Origin of the sequence: Pseudomonas sp. NFACC24-1, assembly GCF_900115235.1 — a bacterium.
Lineage (GTDB): Bacteria > Pseudomonadota > Gammaproteobacteria > Pseudomonadales > Pseudomonadaceae > Aquipseudomonas > Aquipseudomonas fluorescens_AA.
The window spans coordinates 50,296-77,109 of sequence record NZ_FOVS01000004.1 but is presented as its reverse complement, the minus strand read 5'-3'; the positions used below and the strand labels follow the sequence as shown (position 1 = coordinate 77,109).

Below are 26,814 nucleotides of genomic sequence, written 5' to 3'. Positions count from 1 at the left end.
GCGGCCACAAGGAGATTGACCATGTTCCGAACCCCCACCCGCTGGTTGCCCAGCCTCTTGCTCAGCGCCGCCCTACCCCTGCTCGCCCAGGCCGCCAGCCCACCGGAAGGCCCGGCCTACGGCGCCCAGTTGGAGGGCTTCGAATACCCCTATACCCTCAAGCACTTCGCCTTCCAGTCCCAGGGCCAATCGTTGCAGATGGGTTATATGGATGTGCCGGCCCAGGGCAAGGTCAATGGCCGCACCGTGGTGCTGATGCACGGCAAGAATTTCTGCGCCGCCACCTGGGGCGATTCGGTCAAGGTGCTGAGCGAAGCCGGGTACCGAGTCGTCGCCGCGGACCAGATCGGCTTCTGCACATCGAGCAAACCCGAGCATTACCAGTACAGCTTCCAGCAACTGGCGGCCAACACTCAGGCCTTGCTCAAGGCCCTCGGTGTACAGAAAGCCATCGTTCTCGGCCACTCCACCGGCGGCATGCTCGCCACCCGTTACGCCTTGCAGTTCCCCGACCAGGTCGAGCGCCTGGCAATGGTCAACCCCATTGGCCTGGAGGATTGGAAAGCCTTGGGCGTGCCCTACCGCACCGTGGACCAATGGTACGCCCGTGAGCTGAAAGTCACCGCCGAGGGCATCCGCAATTACGAGCGCACGACCTATTACGCCGGCCGCTGGAAACCTGAGTTCGACCGCTGGGTGGACATGCTCGCCGGCTTGAACAAGGGCCCCGGTCATACGCAGGTGGCGTGGAACTCGGCGCTGATCTACGACATGATCTTCACCCAGCCGGTCTATTACGAGTTCAAGGACCTGACCGTACCCACCCTGCTGTTGATCGGTACCTCCGACACTACCGCCATCGGCAGCGACATCGCGCCGCCGGCGGTAAAGGCCAAACTGGGCCATTACGAGGTATTGGGCAAACAGACTGCCGGGCTGATTCCCCGCTCGACTCTGGTGGAGTTCCCCAATCTGGGGCATGCCCCGCAGATGGAAGAGCCGGATCGGTTCCACAAAGCCCTGCTGGGCTGGCTGGACAAACCCATTCCCTGACGAGGTGTTCCATGGCGGTGCAAATAGCAGTCATAGACGATTGGCAAGATGTGGCACGCGGTGTGGTGGACTGGTCGGTGCTGGACGGCGTCGGCCAAGTGACCTTTCTTCACGACTATCCCGCCGACCGCGACACCCTCGCCGAACGCTTGCAGCACTTCGAGGTGATCTGCGTGATGCGCGAACGCACCGTGTTCGACGAAGGCCTGCTGCGCCGCCTGCCCAATCTCAAGCTGCTGCTCACCGGCGGCATGCGCAATGCCGCCCTGGACCTGAAGGCCGCCGCCGAGCTGGGCATCCAGGTGTGCGGCACCGACAGCTACAAGCACGCCGCGCCCGAACTGACCTGGACGCTGATCATGGCCCTGGCCCGCAACCTGGTGCAGGAAGCCAACGCCTTGCGCGCCGGTCTGTGGCAGCAAGGCCTGGGTGGCGACCTGCACGGCAAGACGCTGGCGATCCTCGGCCTGGGCAGCATCGGTACACGGGTGGCGCAGTTCGGCCAGGTGTTCGGCATGCGGGTCATCGCCTGGAGCCAGAACCTCAGCGCCGAGCGGGCCGCCGAAGTGGGCGTGACCTACGTCAGCAAGCAGGCGTTGTTCGAACAGGCCGACATCCTCTCGATCCACCTGGTGCTCGGCGAACGCACCCGCGGCCTGGTGGATGCCCAGGCGCTGGGCTGGATGAAACCCGAGGCGCTGCTGGTCAACACCTCCCGCGGGCCAATCGTCGATGAAACCGCCCTGATCGACGCCCTCCAGCACCGGCGCCTGGCTGGTGCCGCCCTGGACGTCTTCGCCCAGGAGCCCTTGCCTCTGGCCCATCCATTCCGCACCCTGGAGAACGTGCTGGCCACACCTCATGTGGGTTACGTCAGCCGACAGAATTACCAACAGTTCTATTCCCTGATGATCGAAGACCTGCTGGCCTGGGCGGCGGGCCAGCCGATTCGGTTGCTGACGCCGGCGGGCTGATTCCTACCCAAATACTCAGGACAACTTCCTTCTGTGGGAGCGGGCTTGCTCGCGAATGCTGTGTATCAGTCGAGCAAATGTGTGACTGATAGACTGCGTTCGCGAGCAAGCTCGCTCCCACAAAAATAGTGTGTTTCGAGTGCCTGCAGTTGACATCGAAACGCCATCGCTCCACCCGCCCTCCAATGGTGCATCGCGCCATTCCATCGCGCACGCCAATGAACCAACGCCCTCCCCCTACACTTTTTTCTTTGCAGGAAACTGCACTTCGTCGGTGCGTACTCCCCTTCGTCGTGTAAGACATTGCCGCTAAAAAACGTGATTGTCGGACAATGCGACGAACCGAGGCGCACCGCTCTAGGATATGACCTAGACTGCCAAACCGGGGGGAAAACCGACCGGTCATCCAGACGAAAAAAAGTCGAAACTTTTCGCAACGGCGACAGGTCAGGTTAGAGGTAGGGCAACAGCGACTGGTGCAGTCCTTGCACTGGTCCTTGCAACAGCTCCTTCAGCTGATTCGCTTCGCCGCGTTTGGGTAGCCGTTCGCTTTCCTTGCGTAGCGCTTGTGCGCCTGGCCGCAGGATTCGGCCAATGAAACAACAGCTCTGGCGCTTGCCGGAAACAGATCGAGAAAATGGGAGATATTTATGATCAGTGCTGCCTTGGAACCACAACAAGTCCGTTCTCAATTACCGCCGGCGGCCGAATCGCCGACGGCCCCGGTGCTGGCCACCGGCGGCAAGGCACTGCTCCCCGTCGTTCGACAGAATCCCAATCGCAAGAAAGTCTTGTTCGTCACCTCGGAAATCGCCGACCTGGTCAAGACCGGCGGCCTGGGCGATGTATCCTCGGCACTGCCTCGGGCCATGGCCGGGTTGCATGATGTTCGGGTGCTGATCCCTGGCTATCCGCAAGTGATGAACAGCGGCAATCCGATCCACATCGTCGGCGAACTGGGCGGCCACGCAGCACTACCGCCCTGCAAGATCGGGCGCATGGACATGGCCGACGGCCTGGTGATCTACGTACTGATCTGCCCGGAACTGTTTGCCCGCGAAGGCTCTCCCTACGGAGCCAACAACGGTCGCGACTGGCCGGACAACCACATTCGCTTCGCCCGCCTGGGCCTGGCCGCCGCCGACATCGCCGCCAACCTGGCACAGATCCACTGGTGCCCGGATCTGGTCCACGCCCACGATTGGCCAGCAGGGTTGGCGCCGGCCTACATGCACTGGCGCGGGCAACGCACCCCGACCCTGTTCACCATCCACAACCTGGCGTACCAGGGCGTGGTCAGCCTGGCGTCCTGCCCGGAACTGGGCATCCCCGAGCACGCCCTGCAACAGGAAGGCATGGAGTTCTACGGCAAACTGTCGTTCCTCAAGGCCGGGATGGCCTATTCCAGCCATATCACCACCGTCAGCGCCACCTACGCCCAGGAAATCACCACCCCGGCGTTTGGTTGCGGACTCGACGGTTTCCTGGCTGCCAAGACCCAACAAGGCTTGCTCAGCGGCATCCCCAACGGCATCGATGAAAGCTGGGACTCGGCCACCGACACCCACCTGTTCCGTCAGTTCGCCATAGGTGACTGGGAAGGCAAGGCCGTCAACGCCAGCCATGTACGTGAACTGTTTGGCCTCGACGACTCCACTGGCCCGCTGTTCGCCGTGGTGTCGCGCCTGGTCTACCAGAAAGGCCTGGACCTGACCGAAGCAGTCGCCGAGTTCATCGTCGAATCCGGCGGCCAGATCGCCATCATCGGCCGCGGCGAACCGGAGGAAGAACAAGCCATGCGCGAACTCGCACTGCGCTTCCCCGGCCGCATCGGCGTGCGCATCGGCTTCAACGAAACCGATGCGCGGCGGATGTTCGCCGGCAGCGATTTCCTGCTGATGCCCTCGCGCTACGAGCCCTGCGGCTTGAGCCAGATGTACGCCCAACGTTTTGGCTCGCTGCCAGTGGCGCGCAATACCGGAGGCCTGGCGGACACCATCGAAGATGGCGTCACCGGTTTCCTGTTCGATGAGTCCACCGTGGAGAGCTACCAACAAGCCTTGAGCCGCGCCTTCAAGGTCTTCGAGTTCCCGGGCCTGCTCAACGCCATGCGCTGCCGGGCCATGTCGGCACCGTTCAACTGGTGCCAGGCCGTGGAACCCTACGCCGAACTCTACGAACAGCTGGTGGCGAAGTCACTGGGAAAATCGGCCAGACAATGAGGTAACAATGACGTCAAGGACGCCTGAGACATGGACCCACGGGGCGGTCATGCTGGATGACGAGCACACCCGCTTCGCCCTCTGGGCCCCGGATGCCTTTTTTGTCAGTGTCGAACTCGACACTGGAGATTCAATACCGCTACTGCCCCAAGCCGACGGCTGGTTCATGATCCAGACCCGTTGCCCCGCCGGCACCCGCTACCGCTACAACATCGATGGCGAACTGGAGGTGCCGGACCCGGCCTCCCGCGCCCAGGCCGGCGACATCGACCGTCACAGCGTGGTGGTCGACCCCCATGCCTACCCCTGGCGACACACCCAATGGTGTGGCCGTCCCTGGCACGAAGCCGTGATCTACGAATTGCACGTGGGCGCCCTGGGCGGTTTCAACGGTGTCGAACAGCATTTGGCCCGCCTGGCCGGGCTGGGCGTCACCGCCATCGAGCTGATGCCGCTGGCGCAGTTTCCCGGCGATCGCAATTGGGGCTACGACGGGGTGTTGCCCTACGCACCCCAAGCCTCCTACGGCACGCCTGAACAGCTCAAGCATCTGATCGACAGCGCCCACGGCCATGGGCTGTCCGTCATCCTGGATGTGGTCTACAACCACTTCGGCCCCGATGGCAACTACCTGCACCGCTATGCCAAGGGCTTCTTCCGCGAAGACAAGCACACGCCCTGGGGCGCGGCGATCGATTTCCGCCGCCGGGAAGTGCGGGACTTCTTCATCGACAATGCGCTCATGTGGCTGCTGGAATACCGCTTCGACGGCCTGCGCCTCGACGCAGTACACGCCATCGAAGCTCCGGACTTTCTCCAGGAACTGGCGGCCAGGGTGCGCGAACAGGTGGATCCGGCCCGGCATGTCTGGCTGACCGTGGAAAACGAACACAACCAGGCCAGCCTGCTGGAACAGGGCTACGACGCCCAGTGGAACGACGACGGCCACAATGCCTTGCATGTGCTGTTGACTGGCGAGACCGACGCCTACTACGCCGACTATGCCGAGCAGCCGACGGAACAACTGGCACGTTGCCTGAGCCAGGGTTTCGTCTTTCAGGGCCACACCAATCGTCACGGCGAATCCCGGGGCGAACCCAGCGGTCACCTGCCACCGAGCGCATTCGTGCTGTTCCTGCAGAACCATGACCAGGTCGGCAACCGTGCCCTGGGCGAACGCCTGCATCAGCTCGCCCCGTCCCAGGCCTTGCAAGCGGCGACAGTCTTGTTGCTGTTGTCACCGATGATCCCGCTGCTGTTCATGGGCGATGAGGTGGCCGCCGAACAACCGTTCCTGTTCTTTACCAGTCATCACGGCGAACTGGCAGAACTCGTGCGCGAAGGCCGACGCAACGAGTTCAAGGCGTTCAGTGCCTTTGCCGATCCGCAGAAACGCGAGCGGATTCCCGACCCCAACGCGGCCAGCACCTTCGAGGTTTCACGTCCAAGCCTGGAATCGCAACGCGTGGAGCAGCAGGCCAGCGAGGCGCTGTATCGCCAACTGCTGAAAATCCGCCGTGAAGAGATCGTCCCGCGCCTGCCCGGTGCCCAGGCCCTTGGAGCCGATGTGTTGGGTCATGGTGCTGTCAGCGCACGCTGGCGACTGGGCGATGGCAGTGTGTTGCGCATCGACCTGAACCTTGGCGAGCAGCCCGTCGCACACCATGCCCCGGAAGAGGTACGCATTCTTTTCGAACATCCGCCGCAGGTCGTGGGTCTGTTGCAACAGGGCGTCCTTGCGCCCTACAGCGCGCTGGTCAGTCTGACGCAGGCGACAACCTTGCCCAACATCACTGGAGAGCGCCTATGAGCGATGTGCAACTGGAAATCCTCGCCAGCCAAGCTGGCCTGGCGGTGGATTGGATCGATGCCAATGGCCGGGCCCAGAAAGTCTCGGCAGCGGTCTTGCGCTCAGTCCTCACAGGCCTGGGCCACCCAGCTGGAAGTGCCCAGGAAATCGACGCCAGCCTGCTGCAGTTGCAGAAAGATCAACAGAACCATCAACTGCCACCGCTGATCACCGCCGATGTCGGGGTCAGCCTGGACTTGAGCCGCTACTTCGAGGCCGGGACCCCCTGCGAAATCAAACTCGAAGACGGCGCGACACTGAATCTGAACCTCGATGCCGACGGCAAGCTGCCGGGCATGGTCCCGGTGGGTTATCAGCACGTCCACATCCGGGACCAGCATTTCACCCTGGCCGTCGCACCCGCCCGCTGCTACAGCGTGGCCGATGCGGTGGACGACCCGACGCCCCGGACCTGGGGCCTGAGCGCGCAGTTGTATGCCCTGCGACGCCCTGGGGACGGCGGTTTCGGTGATACCCAGGCCCTGGAGGAACTGGTGCGGGTGGCCGGCGAACGCGGCGCCGAGGCCGTTGCCATCAGCCCGATGCACGCGATGTTCAGCAGCGACACCGGGCGCTACAGCCCTTACTCGCCGTCCAGCCGACTGTTTCTAAACAGCCTGTACGCCGCCCCCGGCACCATCCTCGGTGAACGCGCCCTGCGCACCGCCATCGACGCTACCGGCTTGACCAACCAACTGCGCAACCTGGAAGAGCAGCCGCTGATCGACTGGCCAGTCGCCGCCCAGGCCAAGCAGAAAATCCTCCGCGCCCTGTACGACGGGTTCAGCCAGGGCGCGCATCCGCTGCATGAAGACTTCAGCAGTTTCCGCCACACCAGCGGCGAGGCCCTGGAAAATCATTGCCGCTTCGAGGCCTTGCAGGCTGAACGCGCCGCCCGTGGCGAAAGCCTCGACTGGCGGCAGTGGCCGGAAGAATGGCGCGATCCGCGCAGCGCGGTCCTGGCCCATTTCGCCGAAGAAAATGCCGACGAAATCGGTTTCTACGCCTTTTGCCAATGGTTGATCGCCCGCTGCCTGGAACGCGCCCAGAGCGCAGCCAAATCCAGCGGCATGGGCATCGGCCTGATCGCCGACCTGGCGGTAGGTGCCGATGGCGCCGGCAGCCAGGCCTGGAGCCGGCAGGACGAACTGCTCGCATCGTTGACCGTAGGCGCACCGCCGGACATTCTCAATCGCTCCGGCCAAGGCTGGGGCATTTCGGCGTTCTCCCCGGAAGGCCTGGTGCGCAACGGCTTTCGCGCCTTCATTGAAATGCTGCGGGCCAACTTTGCCCACGCTGGTGGCTTGCGCATCGATCATGTCATGGGTTTGCAACGGCTCTGGGTGATTCCCAACGACGCCCCACCCAGCGACGGGGCCTACCTTTATTACCCGGTGGATGACCTGTTGCGCCTGCTGGCACTGGAATCCCATCGGCACCAGGCCATCGTGTTGGGCGAAGACCTCGGTACCGTGCCGGATGGTTTGCGGGACAAACTCAGCGCCCGCTCGATCCTAGGCATGCGCGTGCTGTTGTTCGAACAGGACAACACCTACTTCAAACCCATCCTCGACTGGCCGGACAATGCCCTGGCCACCACCAGCACCCATGATTTGCCAACGCTCAACGGCTGGTGGCACGGTCACGACATTGACTGGAACGCCCGGCTGGACCTGATCGACTCCCACACCGAAATGGACTGGCGCAAACACCGCGAGCGCGAACGCGAAGGCCTGCGCCAAGTGTTGAATCAGGATCCGCAGAATTTTCGCGAAGAACACCGCGAGACCGACCAGGTACTGGATGCCAGCGTACGTTTCCTCGGCCACACCCGCGCACCACTGGTGTTGTTGCCGCTCGAAGATGCCCTGGGCATCGAGGAGCAGGCCAACCTGCCCGGCACCATCGACACCCATCCCAATTGGCGCCGCCGCCTGGCCCAGCAGAGCCAGGCGCTGCTGGATCACCCGGACGCCGCCCGGCGTCTGGAAATACTCGCCTGCGCGCGACTTCAGGCGAACGAGCGTGACCGATGAAACAGCCATTGATCCAACCTCTGCGGGCAACATTGCGCCTGCAGTTCCATAAAGGTTTCACCCTGGACGACGCCATACCCCAGGTGCCGTACTTCGCCGCGCTGGGCATCAGCCACATTTATGCCTCTCCGCTGCTCAAGGCCCGGGCCGGTTCCATGCACGGCTACGACGTGGTCGATCCGACCCTGGTCAACCCCGAGCTGGGTGGCGAAGCCGCGCTCAGGCGTCTGGTTGCAGTCTTGCGCGAGCACCGGATGGGCTTGATCCTCGACATCGTCTCCAATCACATGGCCGTCGGCGGCAATGACAATCCCTGGTGGCTGGATCTGTTGGAATGGGGTCGACTCAGCCCCTACGGCGAGTTCTTCGACATCCAGTGGCATTCCCCCGACCCGCTGATGGAAGGCCAGTTGTTGCTGCCGTTCCTGGGCAGCGACTACGGCGTGGCCTTGCAGGAAGGCACCTTGCGACTGCGCTTGGATGCCGCCCACGGCAGCTTCTACGTCGAGCACTATGAACACCGCTTCCCGATTTGCCCGATGCACTACGGCGAACTGCTCAAACCCGCCGAAACCCTGCCCGTCGAACAGGCCGAATCGCTCAAGACCCTGGCTGAGCGCTTCACCACGCTGAATTACCAGACCGACGCCCACACCCTCGCCCGCCCGCTGCAAACGGAGCTGCGGGACCTGGCGGCACACGCCGGCATCCTGGCTGCCATCGAGGCCAACCTGGCCGGCTACGACGCTACCCAGCCCCAGGGTTTCGAACGCCTGCATCAGTTGCTGGAGCGCCAGAGCTACCGGCTCGCCAGCTGGCGCACCGCGGCGGACGACATCAATTGGCGGCGTTTTTTCGATGTCAATGAATTGGGCGGGCTGCGGGTCGAACGTCCGGCGGTATTCCAAGCCACCCATGCCAAGATCTTCGAATTGATCGGCGAAGGGTTGGTGGATGGGCTGCGGATCGATCACATCGACGGTCTTGCCGATCCTCGTGGTTACTGCCGCAAATTGCGCCGACGCGTGAATTCGCTGTCGCCGACCCGTCACCTGCCGATTTTCGTCGAGAAGATCCTCGGCGATGGCGAGACATTGCGGCGGGACTGGAACATCGACGGCAGTACCGGTTACGAGTTCATGAACCAGGTCTCGCTGTTGCAGCATGACCCGGCCGGTGCCGGCCCCCTTGCCGAATTCTGGAGCCGGCACAGTGAGCGGCCGGCGCACTTCATCGAAGAAGCCCGCCTGGCTCGCCAGCAGATACTCAATGGTTCCTTGGCCGGGGATTTCGAAAGCGTTGCCCAGGCCCTGCTGCAAGTGGCCCGGGACGATGTGATGACCCGAGACCTGACCCTGGGCGCGATTCGGCGGGCCTTGCAGGAATTGATCGTGCATTTCCCGGTGTATCGCACCTACATCACGCCGTTGGGTCGCTCTGCTGAAGACCAGGTGTTTTTCAACCACGCCCTGGAAGGCGCCCGGCAAACCCTCAGCGAAGCCGACTGGCCGGTGCTCGACTGCCTGGCTGGCTGGCTCGGTGGTATGCCTTGGCGGCAACGCCCCCGCGGCAGCCAGCGCAAACGCCTGCGCCACGCCTGCGTACGCTTCCAGCAACTGACCTCGCCGGCCGCCGCCAAGGCCGTGGAGGACACCGCCCTCTATCGCTCGGCGGTGCTGCTGTCGCGCAACGACGTGGGCTATGACACCGAGCGTTTCAGCGCCCCGGCGCAGACGTTCCATCAGGTGTGCACCGAACGCCTCGAGCATTTTCCCGACAACCTGATGACCACCGCCACCCATGACCACAAGCGCGGCGAAGACACCCGCGCCAGGCTGGCCGTGCTCAGCGAGCGCGCCGACTGGTACGCCGCCTGCGTGGAACAATGGCGCATCCTCTCGCCTTCGCTGCACAGCGACCCCGCGGCGCCCTCGGCCGGTGATGAACTGATCCTGTACCAGGCGTTGCTCGGAAGCTGGCCGCTGGACCTCGACCTCCAGGACCACCAGGCGCTGGCCGCCTACAACGAGCGCCTGTGGCAATGGCAACGCAAGGCCTTGCGCGAAGCCAAGTTGCAAAGCAGCTGGGCGGCGGTCAACGACGCTTATGAGCAAGCCACCCAGATGTTCCTCGAACGCCTGCTGCTGGGCGATGAGGGGCTGCCCTTGCGCAGCGCCATCGCCGAAGCGGTCCAGGCCGTCGCGCCGGCGGGCGCCCTCAACAGTCTGGCGCAAACTTTGCTGCGCATGACCGTACCCGGCGTACCGGACCTGTACCAAGGCAACGAGTTCTGGGACTTCAGCCTGGTGGACCCGGACAACCGCCGCCCGGTGGATTTCCAGGCACGCCGCGCAGCGATGCAGGCCGACAACACCCCAGCCGCGTTGGTACGCGATTGGCGTGACGGCCGGATCAAACAGGCATTGATCGCCCGGACGCTGGCCGTGCGAGCCGAGTATCCGCAGTTGTGGCGCCAGGGCCGCTATCAACCGCTGCAAGTGCTCGGCGAGCAGGCCCATCGGGTAATGGCCTTCATGCGTGAGGATTCGCAACAACGGGCGATCGTTGTCGTACCTGTCCATGCGGCGCATTTGCTGGAAAACAGTGCCGTGCCGCTGGTGGCTGCGTCGGATTGGGGCGATACCCGCGTATCGTTACCGTTCGCCGCCAAGGATGAAAAACTGAAGGGACTTTTTTCAAGCGCAACAGTCACACCCCAAAGGGAGCTGCTGATCAGCACCGCGCTGGGGAATTTCCCGGTCAATGTCTTTATCCAACCTTGAGTTGAATCAGGAGCACTGCGATGAGTACCGACGATAAACGCATTCGCGAATTCGCCTATCAGATCTGGGAGTCGGAAGGTAAGCCTGCTGGGCAGGAAAAACGCCACTGGGAGATGGCGCGCAAACTGGCTGAAGCCGAAGCGCTGGCGCCCAGCAAGCCCCCCAAGGCGGCGAGTAAATCGGCGGCCAGCAAGACCGATGGCGCCAAGCCTGCTGCAACCAAGGCAACCCCGGCCAAGACCGCCGCGAAAAGCACCACGCCCAAGGTCAAGCCAGCGGCCAAGCCTTCCGCGGCGACCGCAGCGATCGTGCCCCCGGCGAACAAAGCCGCTGACAAAAAACCTCGGGCACCGCGCAAGCCGTCGGCGGTCTGATTCGTCCTACCGGTCTCCTCGTCAGGTGGGAGCAAGGCTTGGTCGCGAAACAGTGCCTCGATGTCTGGAGGACCCCATCGCTTCGTCGCGGGCAAACCTTGCTCTCACAGAGAAGCAACTTTGTCACACGGAACGGGATGAATCCCCTCGCCACAGGTGAAGGGTGATGTCATCCCTTTCAAGTGAACCGCATCGCCGTATCTGTCTGTTTTTTTTGCAGGAGCAACTATGACCCGTCCAAACAAAACCACGCCGCCGCCCGTTATCGAGGCTTCGCGGATTCGTGAAGGGCTGCCTTTTCCACTGGGTGCAACCTGGGATGGCCTCGGGGTCAATTTCGCGCTGTTTTCAGCCAATGCCACTAAGGTCGAACTGTGCATTTTCGATGATACCGGCGAAGTCGAACTCGAACGCATCGAGCTGCCGGAGTACACCGATGAGATTTACCACGGTTATCTGCCCGATGCCCACCCGGGATTGATCTATGGCTACCGGGTCTATGGTCCCTATGATCCGGCGAACGGCCATCGCTTCAATCCGAACAAACTGCTGATCGACCCCTACGCCAAGCAACTGGTCGGTCAATTGAAGTGGTCCGAAGCCCTGTTCGGCTACACCATCGGTCACCCCGACGGCGACCTCAGTTTCGATGAGCGCGACAGCGCCCCGTTCGTTCCCAAGTGCAAAGTCATCGACCCCGCGCACACCTGGGGCCACGACCAGCGCGTCAGCGTGCCTTGGGACAAGACCATCCTGTATGAAACCCACGTGCGCGGCCTCACCATGCGTCACCCGTCGGTGCCCGAGAACCTGCGCGGTACGTTCGGCGGGCTGATGGTCGACGATGTGCTGGAGCATATCCGCAAGCTGGGTGTCTCTTCGGTGGAACTGCTGCCCATCCATGCCTTCGTCAATGACCAGCACTTGCTGCACAAAGGCATGACCAATTACTGGGGCTACAACAGCATTGCCTTCTTCGCGCCCGACCCGCGCTACCTGGCCAGCGGCAAGATCGCCGAGTTCAAGGAGATGGTCGCCCACCTGCACGAGGCCAACCTGGAAGTCATCCTCGACGTGGTCTACAACCACACCGCCGAGGGCAACGAACAGGGCCCCACCCTGTCCATGCGCGGCATCGATAACGCCTCCTACTACCGGCTGATGCCCGATGACAAGCGCTACTACATCAACGACTCCGGGACCGGCAACACCCTGGACCTGAGCCATCCCTGCGTGCTGCAGATGGTCACCGACTCCCTGCGCTACTGGGCCACGGAAATGCACGTCGATGGCTTCCGCTTCGACCTGGCGACCATTCTCGGCCGTTACCATGACGGTTTCGACGAACGCCACAGCTTCCTCGTCGCCTGCCGCCAGGATCCGGTGCTGCGCCAGGTGAAAATGATCGCCGAGCCTTGGGACTGTGGCCCAGGGGGTTACCAGGTGGGACACTTCCCGCCGGGTTGGGTCGAGTGGAACGACAAGTTCCGTGACACGGTACGCGCCTTCTGGAAGGGGGATGACGGCCAACTCGCCGATTTTGCCAGCCGAATGACCGCCTCGGGCGAGATGTTCAACCAGCGTGGCCGGCGGCCGTATGCTTCGGTGAACTTCGTCACTGCCCACGACGGTTTCACCTTGCATGACCTGGTGTCGTACAACGACAAGCACAACGAAGCCAACGACGAGAACAATCAGGACGGCAGCAATAACAACCTGTCCTGGAACCATGGCGTCGAAGGCCCGACGGATGATCCGCAAATCAACGCGTTGCGTCATCGGCAGATGCGCAACTTCTTCGCCACCCTGCTGTTGGCCCAAGGCACGCCGATGATCGTCGCCGGCGACGAGTTTGCCCGTACCCAGCACGGCAACAACAACGCCTATTGCCAGGACAGCGAGATTGGCTGGGTCAACTGGGACCTGAGCGAGGATGGCGCGACGCTGCTCAAGTTCGTCAAGCGCCTGATCAAATTGCGCCTGACCTACCCGATCCTGCGACGCGGACGCTTCCTGGTGGGTAATTACAACGAGGACATCGGCGTCAAGGACGTGACGTGGCTGGCCCCGGACGGCAGCGAAATGACCATCGAACAATGGCAGGACAGCCATGGTCGCTGCCTCGGCATGCTGATGGATGGCCGCGCCCAGGAAACCGGTATTCGGCGCAAAGGGGGCGATGCGACGCTGCTGCTGGTGGTCAACGCCCATCATGACATCGTCAATTTCCGCTTGCCGGAAGTCCCGGAGGGCAGTTTCTGGACCTGCATGGTCGACACCAACCAGCCAACCGTTCGTGGGCAGGAGCGCTTCGATTTCGATTCCGAATACTCGGTCACCGGGCGCTCGCTGCTGCTGTTCGAGCTGCAACGCGAAGAAGAGGATTGAAATACCTTCTGTAAACAGCCATAAGGAACCGCAAGGACGCGGTTTTTTTTATTCCACACCGTCCAGATTCAAGAAAAAAATGCAGCTCAGATGCACATGTCACGAGACGGATCGGCTGACATGGTCAATACTTCCCCCTGCGGTAGTCTCCAGGATTCGGAGCGCTGTGAATCGCAGTCATGCCCCATCGGTGCCATCGGACAGTAGGCCCGGTGCATGGCTGAAAGATTGAATACATACAAGGATGTCGCTTATGAAGCCCGCCTCTCGCCTGCCTGGCCGGCAGTACCCGCAAATCTGGAACAGTGCCGCGCAACTGGCCGATATTCCGATCATCAGTACCCAGACCCTCATTCCCGCCGGCGCTCGCGCCGTCATCCTTGCCCCGCACCCGGGCGATGAGGTCGGGGCCTGTGGCGGATTGCTGCAATTGCTGAACAACCTGGACCAGCCCATGTTGCTGATCTCGGTCACCGATGGCGCCCTGGTCCACCCCGGCTCACCGCTGTGGCACGACGAACGCCTGCGTGCCCACCGCCCTCACCCCCAGGAAAGCGTCGACGCCCTGCATCGCCTGGGCATCGCCGCCCATGGCCTGCAATGGGTGCGCGGTGGTTTTCCGGAAAAAAGCCTGGCCGAACACGAAACCGAACTGGCCACGTTTATTGCCCGTCACCTGCAACCCGGTGACGTGGTGTTCAGCACCTGGCGCCAGGACGGCGACAGCGACCATGACACCGTCGGACGCGCCGGGGCCCTGGCCGCCGACAGGATCGGAGTGGCGTTCAACGAGCTGCCGGTATGGGCCTGGCACTGGCCGGTCCGCGAGCAGAATAAGATCCCCTGGCACCGGGCCCGCAAACTGCGTCTCGACGTCTGGACCACCGCCCGCAAACGTCACGCCATGCACGCCTACGTCAGCCAACTCGCCGGCGAACCGGCGAGCGGCATCGCCCCGCTGTTGCCCAGGGTCATCCTTGACCGGATGGGCTTGCCCTATGAGATAGTCTTCATCTGAACGCCTGCCTGTAGAAACTGGACTTGTTCGCGATGGCGGTGGTTCAGATACACCGCTATCGCGAGCAAGCTCGCTCCCACATTGGATCTTTGGGAATGCAACCTCTGCGTGCGCCCCCCTGTGGGAGCGGGCTTGCTCGCGAAGGCGGTGGTACATTCAGTGATGATGTTGGATGTACCGACGTCTTCGCGAGCAAGCCCGCTCCCACAATGGATCGATGGTGTACGCAACATCTGGGCACACCGCCAAAAACTGTGAAGCGAGCGTGCTTGCGATAGCGATCGGCGGGGACACGAAAAATCCGGAACTGCCGATGCCTTGGATCAGTCGCATGAACAAGTACGTCTGATTCAGGAGTGAACGTGACTCAAGATCCCGATTGGCGAGCCGTCGAACCAATGCCATCGGACGCGCCTGCGGCGGTTCATCGGCTGCGGGTCCTGACGGTCAACACTCATAAGGGCTTCACCGCCCTCAACCGGCGCTTCATCCTGCCCGAATTGCGCGAAGCGGTGCGCAGTACCGGCGCCGATCTGGTGTTCCTGCAAGAAGTGCTCGGCGAACATGACCGCCACGCGTCACGCTACGACAACTGGCCCCAGACGTCCCAGTACGAATTCCTCGCCGACAGCATGTGGAGCGACTTCGCCTATGGCCGTAATGCGGTCTACCCCGATGGCCACCATGGCAACGCCTTGCTTTCCAAGTACCCGATCCGCCAGTTCCGCAATCTCGATGTGTCCATCACCGGCCCCGAGCGGCGCGGGTTGTTGCATTGCGTGCTGGACGTGCCTGGCCACGCCGCGGTCCACGGGATCTGCGTGCATTTGAGCCTGTTGGAAAGCCATCGCCAGCTACAGCTCAAACTGCTCTGCCAATTGCTCGATTCGCTGCCCGAGGACGCCCCGGTGATCATTGCCGGTGACTTCAATGACTGGCAACTGCGCGGCAACCTCGCCCTCGCCCGCCGAGGTTACTTGCACGAGGCCTTCGAGCACCACCTGGGCCGCCCCGCCCGGACCTATCCGGCCCGCTTCCCGCTGTTGCGCCTGGACCGCATCTACCTGCGCAACGCCAGCAGTCATTCCCCGCAAATACTGGGCAACAAACCCTGGACCCACCTGAGCGATCATCTGCCGCTTTCGGTGGAAGTGCATTTGTAGCGCGGGTCTTCCCTGACGCTTTCTGCCCGTGGACCTGTAAGTTCTGACAGTAGCGACGCCCTTCATTCGTTGCTAGCGTGCCATTCCATACAGCGAGCGTTGCCAGGCCCTGTGTGCCATCTGTTGTGCAACCGATGCTGAAACCGGTATCCATGGGGATGCCGATGCAGAGGGATAGCACATGATTCGGCACGATAAAGGATTCAATCGGCTGTTCAACGCCTTGTGGGTATCGGCTCCCTTCCTGTTACCCGCACCCGCCGCCATGGCAGCCTGCACGCTGGCGCCAACCGCCGGCAATGACACCTATGTCTGCGACAGCGGCACCAGCCCCGGGCTGACGGACCTTTCAGGCAACAACAGCCTGACCATGCCCGCCAACGGCAGCGGCGTCATTACCGGCGATGTCACGTTCGGCACCGGCGTCGACACCATCGAGATCAACGCCAACGGCGTGATTGACGGTGATGTCGAGCAAGGCTCGGAAGCCGACTCTTTCGTCATGAACGGCGGCAGGATCCTCTCCCTGGCCCAAGGCGACGGCCTCGATGATTTCCTGATGACCGGTGGCACCATCGTCGACGCGTTCGAAGACGGCGACATCGCCAAGATGACGGGCGGTACCATCGGCCGGGTCGACATGAAGCTCGATGACAACGTTTTCGATATGTCCGGCGGCAATATCATCGGCAACCTGGTGACCGGTTTCGGCCAGGACACCATCATCCTCTCCGCGGGACGCATCGGCGGCAATGTCAGTGTCAGCGGCGGCAACGACAGCATTACCGTCAGCGGCGGCGAAATCCTCGGTGAGGTCCGGGCCAGTGCCGGCGATGACCAGTTTCAGTGGAGCGGCGGCCTCATTCACTCGGCCATCCTGATGGGTGACGGCAACGACACGGCGCTGTTGAGCAACCTCGATGAAACCGGACTGAGCATCACCCCCAGCGTGAATGGCGGATTGGGCCAAGACATCCTGACCTTTGAAGGCAGCACCTCCGGCACCGGCGCCCGCTACCTCAATTGGGAAACGGTCAACCTCACCCAAGGCGCGCAATTGGACCTTAATGACACGTTGACGCTGGGTGACAGCGCCACCGGCACCGGGACGCTCAACATCGAGAGCGGCAGCACGCTGACGGCGACCCAAGGCGTCATCGCCCCTTTTACTGCCGGTCAACTGGCGACGCTCAACAATGCCGGCACGATAGACCTCACCCAGGGCAACACCCGCACCAACGACACGCTTACCGTCCAGGGCAATTACGTTGGCAACAATGGCCAGTTGCATGTGCAAACGGCAGTCGGCGCCGATGGCTCCGCCAGCGATAAGCTGGTGGTCAATGGCGGGACGCTCACCGGCAATACCGCCATCACAGTCACGAACCTGGGCGGCACGGGCGCACTGACGACTCAGGATGGCATCGAAGTGGTCCAGGCCCTGGGAGGCGCGGTCAGTAACATCGATGCCTTTTCCCTGGCGCAGTCCGTCTCGGCCGGCGCGTTCGATTACCGCCTGTTCAAAGGCGGCGTGACCGGTAATCAAAACAACTGGTACCTGCGCTCCACCGTAGTCGCCGGACCGGTAGCGGCGCCCATCCCGACGACGCCTCCCGCGCCGGGCGCGCCCCCCGTCCCGACGCTACCGCCCCTGCCAACCGCAGTGCCCGGTGCGGCCCCCATCCCGTTGTATCGCCCGGAAGTGCCGACCTGGTCGGTGCTGCCTCCGGCGGCGGCGCAATTGACGCTGATGGCCCTCGGTACGTTCCATGACCGTCAGGGTGACCAGCGCCTGCTCACGGAAACCGGCGCGTTCGGCGCGGGTTGGGGTCGGGTCTATGGCGTAGACCTGGATAAAACCTGGGCCGGTACGGTGACCCCACAGTTCGATGGGTCGATCAAGGGGTTCCAGGTGGGCAACGATTTGTACAGCTCGCTTCTGTCCGGCGGCCAGACCCAGCGCATTGGCTTCTTCGTCGGGCACACGGAATTGAACGGCGACGTCAAAGGCTTCAACCTGGGCTTCGAAGACCGGCATGCGGGCAAGATCGAACTCGACGGCGACAGCTACGGGCTCTACTGGACCCTCACCGACCCCAACGGAGGGTACGTCGACGCCGTGGTGATGGGCACGCGATTGAACGGCGACAACCGTTCCGAGCGCGGCCTGAAAATCGACAATCGCGGGCACGCCTTGACCGCTTCGGCGGAGACCGGCTACCCCTTCAAGGTGACCACTGACTGGGACTTTGAACCCCAGGCCCAGATCATCTACCAAAAGGTCTCCCTGGATACACAAAACGATGGGGTCTCCAAGGTCGAATTCGATTCCGACGGTGCCTGGACCGGCCGCCTCGGTGCACGCCTCAAGGGCCGCTACCAGATCAGCGGCATGCCCGTGGAACCGTACCTGCGCGCCAATCTCTGGCATACGTTTTCCGGCACCGATTCGGTGATATTCGACGACACCGAACGGGTCGAGACCCAGCAGCGCGCCTCCACCGGCGACCTCGGGATTGGCGTCACCGTGAGCCTGGCGCCCAGCGTCGCCCTGTACGCCGGCGCGAACTACAGCCAAAACCTCGACAGCAACCAGCAACACAGTGTCATGGGCAACGTCGGTTTGCGGATCAGTTGGTAGGCAGGGTCTACGACAGAGGCTTGACGCCCGAATATCCAACACAATAACCAATTGAAATCAGCGCTTTATTAGCGCTGATTTCACCATGCCATTCATCGTTCGTTTTCTTGACGCGCCGCCATCAGTCTTCTTGACTACACCATACTACCCCCGGAAATACAGTCAGGGGCAGGCCTCTGGAACCCGTCACGACGGGCCGCCAGAGGCTTGCCCCAATCCATTCGGTCGCCCCTCATTCGGGGTAGGAGAGACGCCAGAAAAGCGAGAAACGCATGCGATTGCAAGGCAGGCCCCCATGAAAACTTCCCTCCGTCCACAAGAATTCACCACCACTTTCCATACCGTCTCGACATCGTTGCTGCTGCTTTCATCCATGGAGGTCCAGGCCTGGCCTGCCGAGGAGACCGTGCAGCCCTGGTACGACCGAACATCATCCACCCACCTCGATACCGCACTTGTTGGAAGTGAACCTCCTTCCGGCAAAAGCCCCGCCCTGTTCACATTGCGCAACGGCGACGGTCATACCCAGCGCATGGGGCTGATCAGTGGGCAACACCAGATCACTTCAACCGGCGGCGGCCTGCTGGTGATGCCCGCGCTGGCCGACCCGGACAAAGATGCCCTCATTCTGAAAGGTTCGAGCCTCGGCGCCTATTGGAGCCTGACCGGTCCCGCGGGCTGGCACGTCGACCTGAGTGCCAGCGGTGGCCGGGTCAATGGCTACAGCCGCACCGAACAAGGCCAGCGCCAGGCCACCGAAGGCCATGCGGTGACGCTGTCGGTCGAAGGTGGCTTCCCTATTGGCATCAGCACCCACTGGGTGGTCGAACCCCAGGCGCAACTGATCAATCAGCGCGTCACCCTCGATACGCCAAATGCCGAAAGCGGCTCCGGCGATGAATTGAGCAGTTGGAGCGGCCGCGTTGGTGCACGCCTCAAAGGTAACTACCAGGTCAACGGCCTCGGTGTGGAGCCTTACCTGCGAACCAACCTGTGGCACACCGTCCAGGATGCCAGCACGGTGTCCCTGGATAAGGTCGACAAGATCAGCAGCAGCCGAAAATCCTCCACCGTCGAAGTCGGCCTGGGCCTGGTGGCCCGTGTCACGCCGGCGGTCAGCCTGTATGTCAGCGCCGATTACAGCAGTGACGTCGACGACAACGATCTCAACGGCATCATTACCAGCATGGGAGTGCGGATGCGCTGGTGATCCCGGAGCTGTGTAGGAGCTGTGTAGGAGCTGTCGAGTGCAACGAGGCTGCGATCTTTTGATCTTTCGCTTGAGACTCAAGTGTCTAGGGAAAGATCGCAGCCTCGCTTCGCTCGGCAGCTCCTACAACGTCGTCCGGCGCAAGCGATCTGCCGCCACTTAAAAAACACCTCCATTAAGGCGTATAACGCTAAAAGCATTTCATGCCTGCAAGCCGTTCGCCCATGGCTCATTTCATTGATGGAGTAACGACATGACCACAGCCCCCTTCCTCGCCAACCTGTTCCCCGGTGCCGCCGACATCCCCGACGCCTACCGCCTCGAAGGTCGGATCGAGCAGCGCGAATACCTGGTCGACGGCGTCCTGCAAACCTGGCAAGGGCCGCTGGCCGTCGTCCGCAGCCCCGTCTACCTGACCGGCGAGTTGGGTGATGAACAAGTGATTCTCGGCAGCACGCCCCTGCTGGATGCCGAGACCGCCCTCACCGCCCTGGACGCCGCCGTCCGGGCTTACGATCGCGGCCAGGGCCAGTGGCCGACGATGCGCGTCGCCGAGCGCATCCGCCATGTGGAAACCTTTCTGGCGCGCATGCGCGAGCAGCGCGAGGCCGTGGTCAAGTTGCTGATGTGGGAGATCGGCAAGAACCTCAAGGACTCCCAGAAGGAATTCGACCGCACCTGCGATTACATCGTCGACACCATCAATGCCCTCAAGGAACTGGACCGCCGCTCCAGCCGGTTCGAGCTGGAACAGGACACCCTCGGGCAGATCCGCCGCGTTCCCCTGGGCGTGGCCTTGTGCATGGGGCCCTACAACTATCCGCTGAACGAAACCTTCACAACGCTGATTCCGGCCTTGATCATGGGCAACACCGTCGTGTTCAAGCCGGCCAAGCTCGGTGTGCTGCTGGTACGGCCGCTGCTCGAAGCCTTCCGCGACAGCTTCCCGGCGGGGGTGATCAACGTGATCTACGGCAGCGGCCGGGAAACCGTCAGCGCGCTGATGGCCAGCGGCAAGATCGACATCTTTGCCTTCATCGGCACCAACAAGGCCGCCAGCGACCTGAAGAAACTCCACCCGCGCCCGCACCGCTTGCGTGCCGCCCTGGGGCTGGATGCGAAGAATCCCGGGCTGGTGCTGCCGGATGTGGACCTGGACAACGCGGTCAGCGAGGCGCTGACCGGCTCGCTGTCCTTCAACGGCCAACGCTGCACGGCGCTGAAAATCCTGTTTGTCCATGAAGACGTGGCACCGGCATTCATCGAGAAATTCAACGCCAAGCTGGCCGGCCTGAAACCCGGCATGCCGTGGGAAGCCGGTGTGGCGCTGACGCCCTTGCCCGAGGCGGGCAAGGTCGACTACCTGCATTCACTGGTCGCCGATGCGGTCGCCAAGGGTGCGGAGGTGAAGAATGTCCACGGTGGCGAGTCGCGCAACTCATTCTTCTATCCGGCGGTGCTGTACCCGGTGAACACGGCGATGCGGGTCTACCACGAAGAACAGTTCGGCCCGGTCGTGCCCATCGTGCCGTACCGCGACCTCAATACTGTGGTCGATTACGTGCTGGAGTCCGATTTCGGCCAGCAGCTCAGCATTTTCGGCACCGACCCGGCACAAGTCGGCAAGTTGGTGGACACCTTCGCCAACCAGGTCGGCCGCATCAACATCAACGCCCAGTGCCAGCGTGGCCCGGACACCTTCCCGTTCAATGGCCGGAAGAACTCGGCCGAGGGCACCTTGTCGGTCCACGATGCGCTGCGCACCTTTTCCATCCGCACACTCGTGGCGACCAAGTTCCAGGACAGCAACAAGGCGTTGATCAGCGACATCATCCGTGAGCGGGATTCCAACTTCCTGACCACGGACTACATCTTCTGATCCACGCCAGGAGGGCTACGACAGGGCTGGGCGACGCCACTTGATGCCCCAGCCCTGTTGCATGCCGGCAGCCGCCAGCAGGATCGCCGCCACCCCCAGCCATTGCAGCGGTTCGAGGCGATGGCCGAAGGCGAACCAGTCGACGAAGATCGCCGCGATCGGATAGATGAACGACAAAGCCCCGGTCAACGCGGTGGGCAACCGCTGGATCGCGCTGTACAGCAGCACATACATCACGCCGGTGTGCACCATGCCCAGGGTCAACAGGCTGGCCCAGGCCTGGGCGTGTTGTGGTAACGCCGAGAAGTTCGCCCAGGGCGCCAACAGCAACACGCCGGTGCTGACCTGGATCAGGGCGATCAGATGGGGTGGCGTGCCCGTCAGGCGCTTGATGATCAACGCCGCGACGGCGTACAGCAACGCCGCCCCCAACGCCAACGCAATGCCCAGCAGATAGTCACCGCCACCCTGCCCTTGCTCACCATGGGCACTGACGATGGCCAGCATTCCGAGAAACGACACCACCAGCCAGAACAGTTTTTGCGCAGTGATTTTCTCCCCCAGGAACAACGCCGCCAGGCCTACCAACATGAACGGCTGGACGTTGTACACCGCCGTGCCGATGGCGATCGAAGCACGGGAGTAAGAGGCAAATAACAACACCCAATTACCGACGATCGCCACACCACTGAGCACCGCCAGCAGGAAGGTGATCCGGGTGAGGATGCCGGGCCGCAAAAAGCCGAACCCGGCGCAGATCAACAACAAAGTCACGGCACCGAACACGCAGCGCCAGAACACCACATCCAGCACCGGCAAGCCGGAAACCAGCACGAACCAACCAATGGTTCCGGAGATCAGCATGGCGGCGGTCATTTCCAGCGAACCACGGCGTAAGGTCTTGTCCATCTTCAGGCTCCTTCAGCAAGTGGCACAGTATGCCGAGCCGACCCGAACCTTCTCCATGGCTTGAAAAAGGCTAAACTGCGTTTCGACCTTTTTTATCAAGGCAACTTCACGCATTCGCCTAATGGAGCTGAAATGACTGACGACATTGACCAGGTCCTCATCAGTGCCCTGATGGAAGACTCCCGACGCTCCCTCAAGGCCCTGGCAAACCTAAGCGGCCTGTCCTCCCCCAGTGTCGCCGAACGTCTTCGCCGGCTCGAGGAACGCGGCGTGCTCAAGAGCTACACCGTCGAAGTGGACCCCAAATGCTTCGGCTATCAACTCCAGGCCATCGTGCGCATCCGCCCGCTACCGGGGCAGTTGCAGGAAGTGGAGCGGCAGATCCAGGCCATCGCTGAATTCACCGAATGCGACAAGGTCACCGGCGACGACTGCTTCATCGCGCGCCTGCATGTGCGCTCGATGGAACAGCTGGATACCTTGCTGGACAAGCTCAATGTCCATGCCGAGACCAATACGGCCATCGTCAAGAAGACCCCGGTCAAGCGGCGGTTGCCGCCGATGGCGTGAGTGGAAACCGGCCTCGGGTCGCCCGAGGCCGGGAAAGTGTGTTATTCGAGCTCTTCCAACTCGGGACTGCGCTGCACTTTGTGCACTTGTTCCTCTGGCGCGTTGCTTGCTTTGATCAACTTGAGCGTCTGGAGCTTGGTGCAGGCATTGACGCCATCGGCATAGACGCCGCTGTGGTTGCACTTCCAGTCATAGAAATTGGCCAGGGCTGCGGACAGTTGCAGGCTGTAGTCCGTGCTTTGCGTGCCCGGGCTGAACGGTTGACCGGCCGGAATGTTCTGGAACCATTGCATCCAGACATCGCCCCCCACAGGTGGCGGGTTGGCCTGGAACGTCGGGTTCATGATCGCCAATTGCTGGTACTCGGCGGTCATGTGGCAACTCAGGCAGGACGCCTGGGGGTTGTCCACCGGTCCATTGAGTCGTCCGTTCCAACCCAGGTGGGTCGGTGGCAGTTCCTGGGTGTTGGCATTGATCGCGGTCTGTTTCAGGGCCGGGTTGATCTTGGTGACCACCGGCTTGGGGTTGGTAAAGTCGTTGCCGGTTACCTTCGGATCATTGCCCCACATGATCCCCACCGGCACCAGATTGTTCCAGTTCGCCTTGCCGGTCTTGGCGCCGTTGTATTGGAACGTGCCGAACAGCCAGCCGGTATCGCTCACGCGGGTGTCGCGCACGGCAATGTCCATCTGAATCAACGCCACCTTGGTGACTGACCGTTTTGTCGAGGTGAAGGTTTCGGTGGTGTAAGCGTTCCAGAGCAATGGGTTCGCCAGGAACGGCACCGTCTTGACGTCTATATCGGCGAACAGCGCCTTGCAGACCACCGTGCCGTTGGCAAAACTCTTGGGTTTGGAGGTATAGCTTGGATCTGGATTATCCGGGTCTTTCCAGACCTGGCCGATGGTGTAGGCCCCTATGTCGTTATAGATCCCCACCGCGTAGGTCTGCCCGCTGTCGGTCTGTGTACTTGCCAATTGCCCGGGCTGAATCGGTGCCTCCTTGGTCAGCCCGCTGATGCCTTCACGACCGTTGGGGCCGTAATGCTGCCAAGGCATGTGATACCACGGGCGAATCTTGTTCTTCTGTACCTTCCAGCCAATTTCAGTATTGCCTTCCAAGCAATATTTTTTCACTTCCTCCATGTACGGACGCCAGGTTTCAAAGTCATTGGAGAATGTCTTGGGCAAATGCTGGAAGAATGCCGGTACCGACGATGCGCCCGGGGCCACCTTCGGATAATCCTGGCTGAGCTGGAACGGCGCTCCGGAGTATGCACTCTTGGGCGGGGCGTAGCCGAAATCGGGGAAGACTCCGGCATGGACGCTTGCGGTGGACAATGCCCCCGTCAGGGCCAGCCACGCGATGATCTTTCCTTGAGGCTGCTTCATCGATATCTCCTTATAGGGAAGCGCCTGCTATTGCATCGACTTCCTGGCCGATGTACAGGGCCTCCTTCTGTTATCAGGCTGCAGCACGATGCCCAAGCCTGCTCACGGTCCTGCGGAGTCGCCTTGATAGCCTCCCAATCCCAACAAACGGCCACGACCAGACCGGGCTCGGTGGCCGAATACGTAATGGGGGAAAATTCAGGTAGGTAACCCAGCGATCCACTTCTTGCCTCCCATGGCAATACGCTTCCATTTCCTAGGTGTAGATCATTTATTCAAAGGTGCCATCTGTTTCAGAATTTTTGTTGGCCATTGGCCACAACTCGAAACGCGGGCGAAAAAAAGCCCGCCGAAGCGGGCTTTTCGTTCATCGCGGATGCAATCAGTCGTCACGACCCATCAGGCCGAACAGCTGCAGCAGGCTGACGAACAGGTTGTAGATCGATACATACAGGCTGACAGTCGCCATGATGTAGTTACGCTCGCCGCCGTGGATGATGGCGCTGGTCTGATACAGGATGCAGACCGACGAGAACAGCACGAAGCCGGCGCTGATCGCCAGTTGCAGGCCGCTGATCTGGAAGAAGAAGCTGGCCAGCACGGCCCCCATCAGGACGAAGAAACCTGCGGTGATGAAACCGCCGAGGAAACTCATGTCCTTGCGGGAAATCAGCACGTAGGCCGACAGGCCACCGAATACCAGGGCGGTCATTGCAAAGGCCGAGCTGACCACTTCGGCGCCGCCCTGCATTTGCAGGTAGCGATTGAGGATCGGGCCGAGCAGGAAGCCCATGAAGCCGGTCAGGGCGAAAGCCGACACCAGGCCCCAGGCCGAATCACGGAGTTTGTTGGTGAGGAAGAAAAGACCATAGAAACCGATCAGCACGACGAAGATATTCGGGTAACCCACCCGCATCTGTTGTGCGACGTAGGCCATCACACCGCTGAAAGCGAGTGTGAGTGCCAGCAGGCCATAAGTGTTGCGCAGGACGCGGCTAACCTCTAGCTGCTCAGCCTGCACGCTGTTGTTCACTGCGTAATCCTGTTCGCGCATGGCGACACTCCTCCGGTTTTGAAACATTCAGTGGCAAGGATCATAACAGACGCTCTGTAACAAGCTACGTAGAGAGTTTGACAGTGTGTTTCATTCGGGTATTATGGCGCCCGCAACGCAATACGGAGGTGTGGCCGAGTGGTTTAAGGCAACGGTCTTGAAAACCGTCGACTGTAACAGGTCCATGAGTTCGAATCCCATCGCCTCCGCCATATTCTAACGTTAAAGCCCTGATTATTCAGGGCTTTTTCGTGTCTGGCATTCAGAATGCCTATTGCAGCTTCAGCATTGGACATCGCTATGGCAAACCCCGCCCCGCCGCTCAAGGAAAGAAAAGTGACCAGCAAAACCATCGGCTCCATCGGTGCTGCAATCATCGGCATCGTCTTGTTGTGCGTACTGTTCGGCAGTTGGTACACGGTCGACGAGACCGAGCGCGGCGTGCTGCTGCGCAACGGGGCGCTGGTCGGGGTGGTGGAACCGGGATTGTCCTTCAAGACGCCCTTCATCGAATCCGTACGCATGATCAGCGTCCAGAGCCAAGTCACCGCCTACGAAGACCTGCAGGCCTACAGCAAGGATCAACAGTCCGCCCAGCTCAAGGTGTCCGTGTCCTGGCATATCGCCCCTTCCGATGTGGCGAAGGTCTATACCCAGTTCAAGGACCTTGAAGGCATCCGCGACCGGATGATCAGCCGCCAGGTGCCGACCCAGGTGGAAAACGTCTTTGGCAAGTTCAACGCCGTGGCTGCCGTGCAGAACCGCGTCCAACTGGTCAACGATATTTCCACGGCCATCAAGGCCACCATTACCGGGCCGGTGATCATCGACAGCGTCCAGGTCGAGAACATCGACTTCAGCGACGCCTATGAAAAGGCCATCGAAGCGCGCATGGCCGCGGAAGTCCAGGTCAAGACTCGCGAACAACAACTCGCCACCGAGCAGGTCCAGGCGCAGATCCGGGTGACCCAGGCCCAGGCGGAAGCCGATTCGCAAGTGGCACAGGCCAAGGCAGACGCGCTGGCCACCGAACTGCGCGGCAAAGCCGAAGCCGAAGCCATCAAGGCGCGGGCCCAGGCCCTGGCCAGCAACCAGAACCTTGTGGAACTGACCAAGGCCGAACGCTGGAATGGCGTGCTGCCCACCACCGTGCTGCCGAACAGCGCCCTGCCCTTTATCGACATCAAGTAACCCCCAGGCGCGGCCTCCCTGGCCGCGCCAGCTCCATCCCGGAGCGCCCTGAGCAAGCGTTGCCCCTCTCGAACGCTACACTGCCAATGAACCCGACGTTCATCGTTAG

The 26,814-nt window shown here is 61.8% G+C and carries 18 protein-coding genes and 1 tRNA gene; 16 read left to right on the top strand and 3 right to left on the bottom strand.

All coding sequences use genetic code 11. The features are described from left to right. The first annotated feature begins 21 nt into the window (after positions 1-21). From BM317_RS05765 to BM317_RS05700, 13 genes are all read left to right on the top strand, one after another. Positions 22-1,053 (top strand): alpha/beta fold hydrolase, encoded by a 1,032-nt coding sequence (locus BM317_RS05765; protein WP_092473457.1) that lies wholly within the window; start codon positions 22-24, stop codon positions 1,051-1,053. Positions 1,054-1,064: 11 nt separating this feature from the next. Then, the gene (locus BM317_RS05760) at positions 1,065-2,027 is read left to right on the top strand and encodes a D-2-hydroxyacid dehydrogenase family protein (protein WP_092164388.1); all 963 of its coding nucleotides are present in this window, start codon (positions 1,065-1,067) and stop codon (positions 2,025-2,027) included. 650 nt (positions 2,028-2,677) lie between these two features. After that, a complete protein-coding gene (gene glgA, locus BM317_RS05755) occupies positions 2,678-4,249 on the top strand; it encodes a glycogen synthase GlgA (RefSeq protein WP_092164387.1) in 1,572 nt (523 codons plus the stop codon). A 7-nt stretch (positions 4,250-4,256) separates the two neighbouring features. Beyond that, entirely contained in the window at positions 4,257-6,059 is a 1,803-nt protein-coding gene (gene treZ, locus BM317_RS05750) for a malto-oligosyltrehalose trehalohydrolase (RefSeq protein ID WP_092164386.1), read from the top strand. Further along, the gene (gene malQ, locus BM317_RS05745) at positions 6,056-8,134 is read left to right on the top strand and encodes a 4-alpha-glucanotransferase (RefSeq protein WP_092164385.1); all 2,079 of its coding nucleotides are present in this window, start codon (positions 6,056-6,058) and stop codon (positions 8,132-8,134) included. Before treZ ends, malQ begins: the two co-directional genes overlap by 4 nt. Next, the gene (locus BM317_RS05740) at positions 8,131-10,917 is read left to right on the top strand and encodes a malto-oligosyltrehalose synthase (protein ID WP_092473456.1); all 2,787 of its coding nucleotides are present in this window, start codon (positions 8,131-8,133) and stop codon (positions 10,915-10,917) included. Before malQ ends, BM317_RS05740 begins: the two co-directional genes overlap by 4 nt. Positions 10,918-10,937: 20 nt before the next feature. Continuing rightward, positions 10,938-11,291 carry a DUF2934 domain-containing protein gene (locus tag BM317_RS05735; protein ID WP_092473455.1) on the top strand — a complete coding sequence of 118 codons (354 nt, stop codon included), beginning with the start codon at positions 10,938-10,940 and terminating at the stop codon, positions 11,289-11,291. Between the two features lie 228 nt (positions 11,292-11,519). Continuing rightward, complete coding sequence (gene glgX, locus BM317_RS05730) at positions 11,520-13,679, top strand: glycogen debranching protein GlgX (RefSeq protein WP_092164381.1); 2,160 nt, start codon at positions 11,520-11,522, stop codon at positions 13,677-13,679. 253 nt (positions 13,680-13,932) lie between these two features. Further along, positions 13,933-14,697, top strand: coding sequence for a PIG-L deacetylase family protein (locus BM317_RS05725; protein WP_092164379.1), 765 nt, complete (start codon positions 13,933-13,935; stop codon positions 14,695-14,697). 362 nt (positions 14,698-15,059) lie between these two features. Next, a complete protein-coding gene (locus tag BM317_RS05715) occupies positions 15,060-15,860 on the top strand; it encodes an endonuclease/exonuclease/phosphatase family protein (protein ID WP_092164376.1) in 801 nt (266 codons plus the stop codon). Between the two features lie 181 nt (positions 15,861-16,041). Further along, complete coding sequence (locus BM317_RS05710; protein WP_092473453.1) at positions 16,042-18,501, top strand: autotransporter family protein; 2,460 nt, start codon at positions 16,042-16,044, stop codon at positions 18,499-18,501. A gap of 295 nt (positions 18,502-18,796) precedes the next feature. Beyond that, positions 18,797-19,711, top strand: a complete 915-nt coding sequence (locus tag BM317_RS05705; RefSeq protein ID WP_092164372.1) for an autotransporter domain-containing protein — start codon at positions 18,797-18,799, stop codon at positions 19,709-19,711. 253 nt (positions 19,712-19,964) lie between these two features. Beyond that, positions 19,965-21,590 carry an NADP-dependent glyceraldehyde-3-phosphate dehydrogenase gene (locus BM317_RS05700; RefSeq protein WP_092473451.1) on the top strand — a complete coding sequence of 542 codons (1,626 nt, stop codon included), beginning with the start codon at positions 19,965-19,967 and terminating at the stop codon, positions 21,588-21,590. Positions 21,591-21,605: 15 nt separating this feature from the next. Here BM317_RS05700 and BM317_RS05695 read toward each other — a convergent pair whose 3' ends face one another. Beyond that, complete coding sequence (locus tag BM317_RS05695; protein WP_092164368.1) at positions 21,606-22,499, bottom strand: DMT family transporter; 894 nt, start codon at positions 22,497-22,499, stop codon at positions 21,606-21,608. A gap of 132 nt (positions 22,500-22,631) precedes the next feature. Between BM317_RS05695 and BM317_RS05690 the strand changes: the two genes are divergently transcribed. Then, entirely contained in the window at positions 22,632-23,069 is a 438-nt protein-coding gene (locus BM317_RS05690; RefSeq protein WP_092473449.1) for an Lrp/AsnC family transcriptional regulator, read from the top strand. Positions 23,070-23,110: 41 nt separating this feature from the next. On the opposite strand, the gene BM317_RS05685 is transcribed toward BM317_RS05690, so the two are convergent. Both BM317_RS05685 and BM317_RS05680 read right to left on the bottom strand, forming a co-directional pair. Then, a complete protein-coding gene (locus BM317_RS05685; RefSeq protein WP_092473447.1) occupies positions 23,111-24,460 on the bottom strand; it encodes a hypothetical protein in 1,350 nt (449 codons plus the stop codon). 382 nt (positions 24,461-24,842) lie between these two features. Beyond that, positions 24,843-25,514: a Bax inhibitor-1/YccA family protein gene (locus tag BM317_RS05680; protein ID WP_025213780.1), complete on the bottom strand. Its 672-nt coding sequence runs from the start codon at positions 25,512-25,514 to the stop codon at positions 24,843-24,845. 124 nt (positions 25,515-25,638) lie between these two features. Here BM317_RS05680 and BM317_RS05675 point away from each other — a divergent pair. Continuing rightward, positions 25,639-25,726 (top strand) — tRNA-Ser (locus BM317_RS05675). 124 nt (positions 25,727-25,850) lie between these two features. Further along, positions 25,851-26,705: a prohibitin family protein gene (locus BM317_RS05670; RefSeq protein ID WP_092164360.1), complete on the top strand. Its 855-nt coding sequence runs from the start codon at positions 25,851-25,853 to the stop codon at positions 26,703-26,705. Positions 26,706-26,814 lie beyond the last annotated feature (109 nt).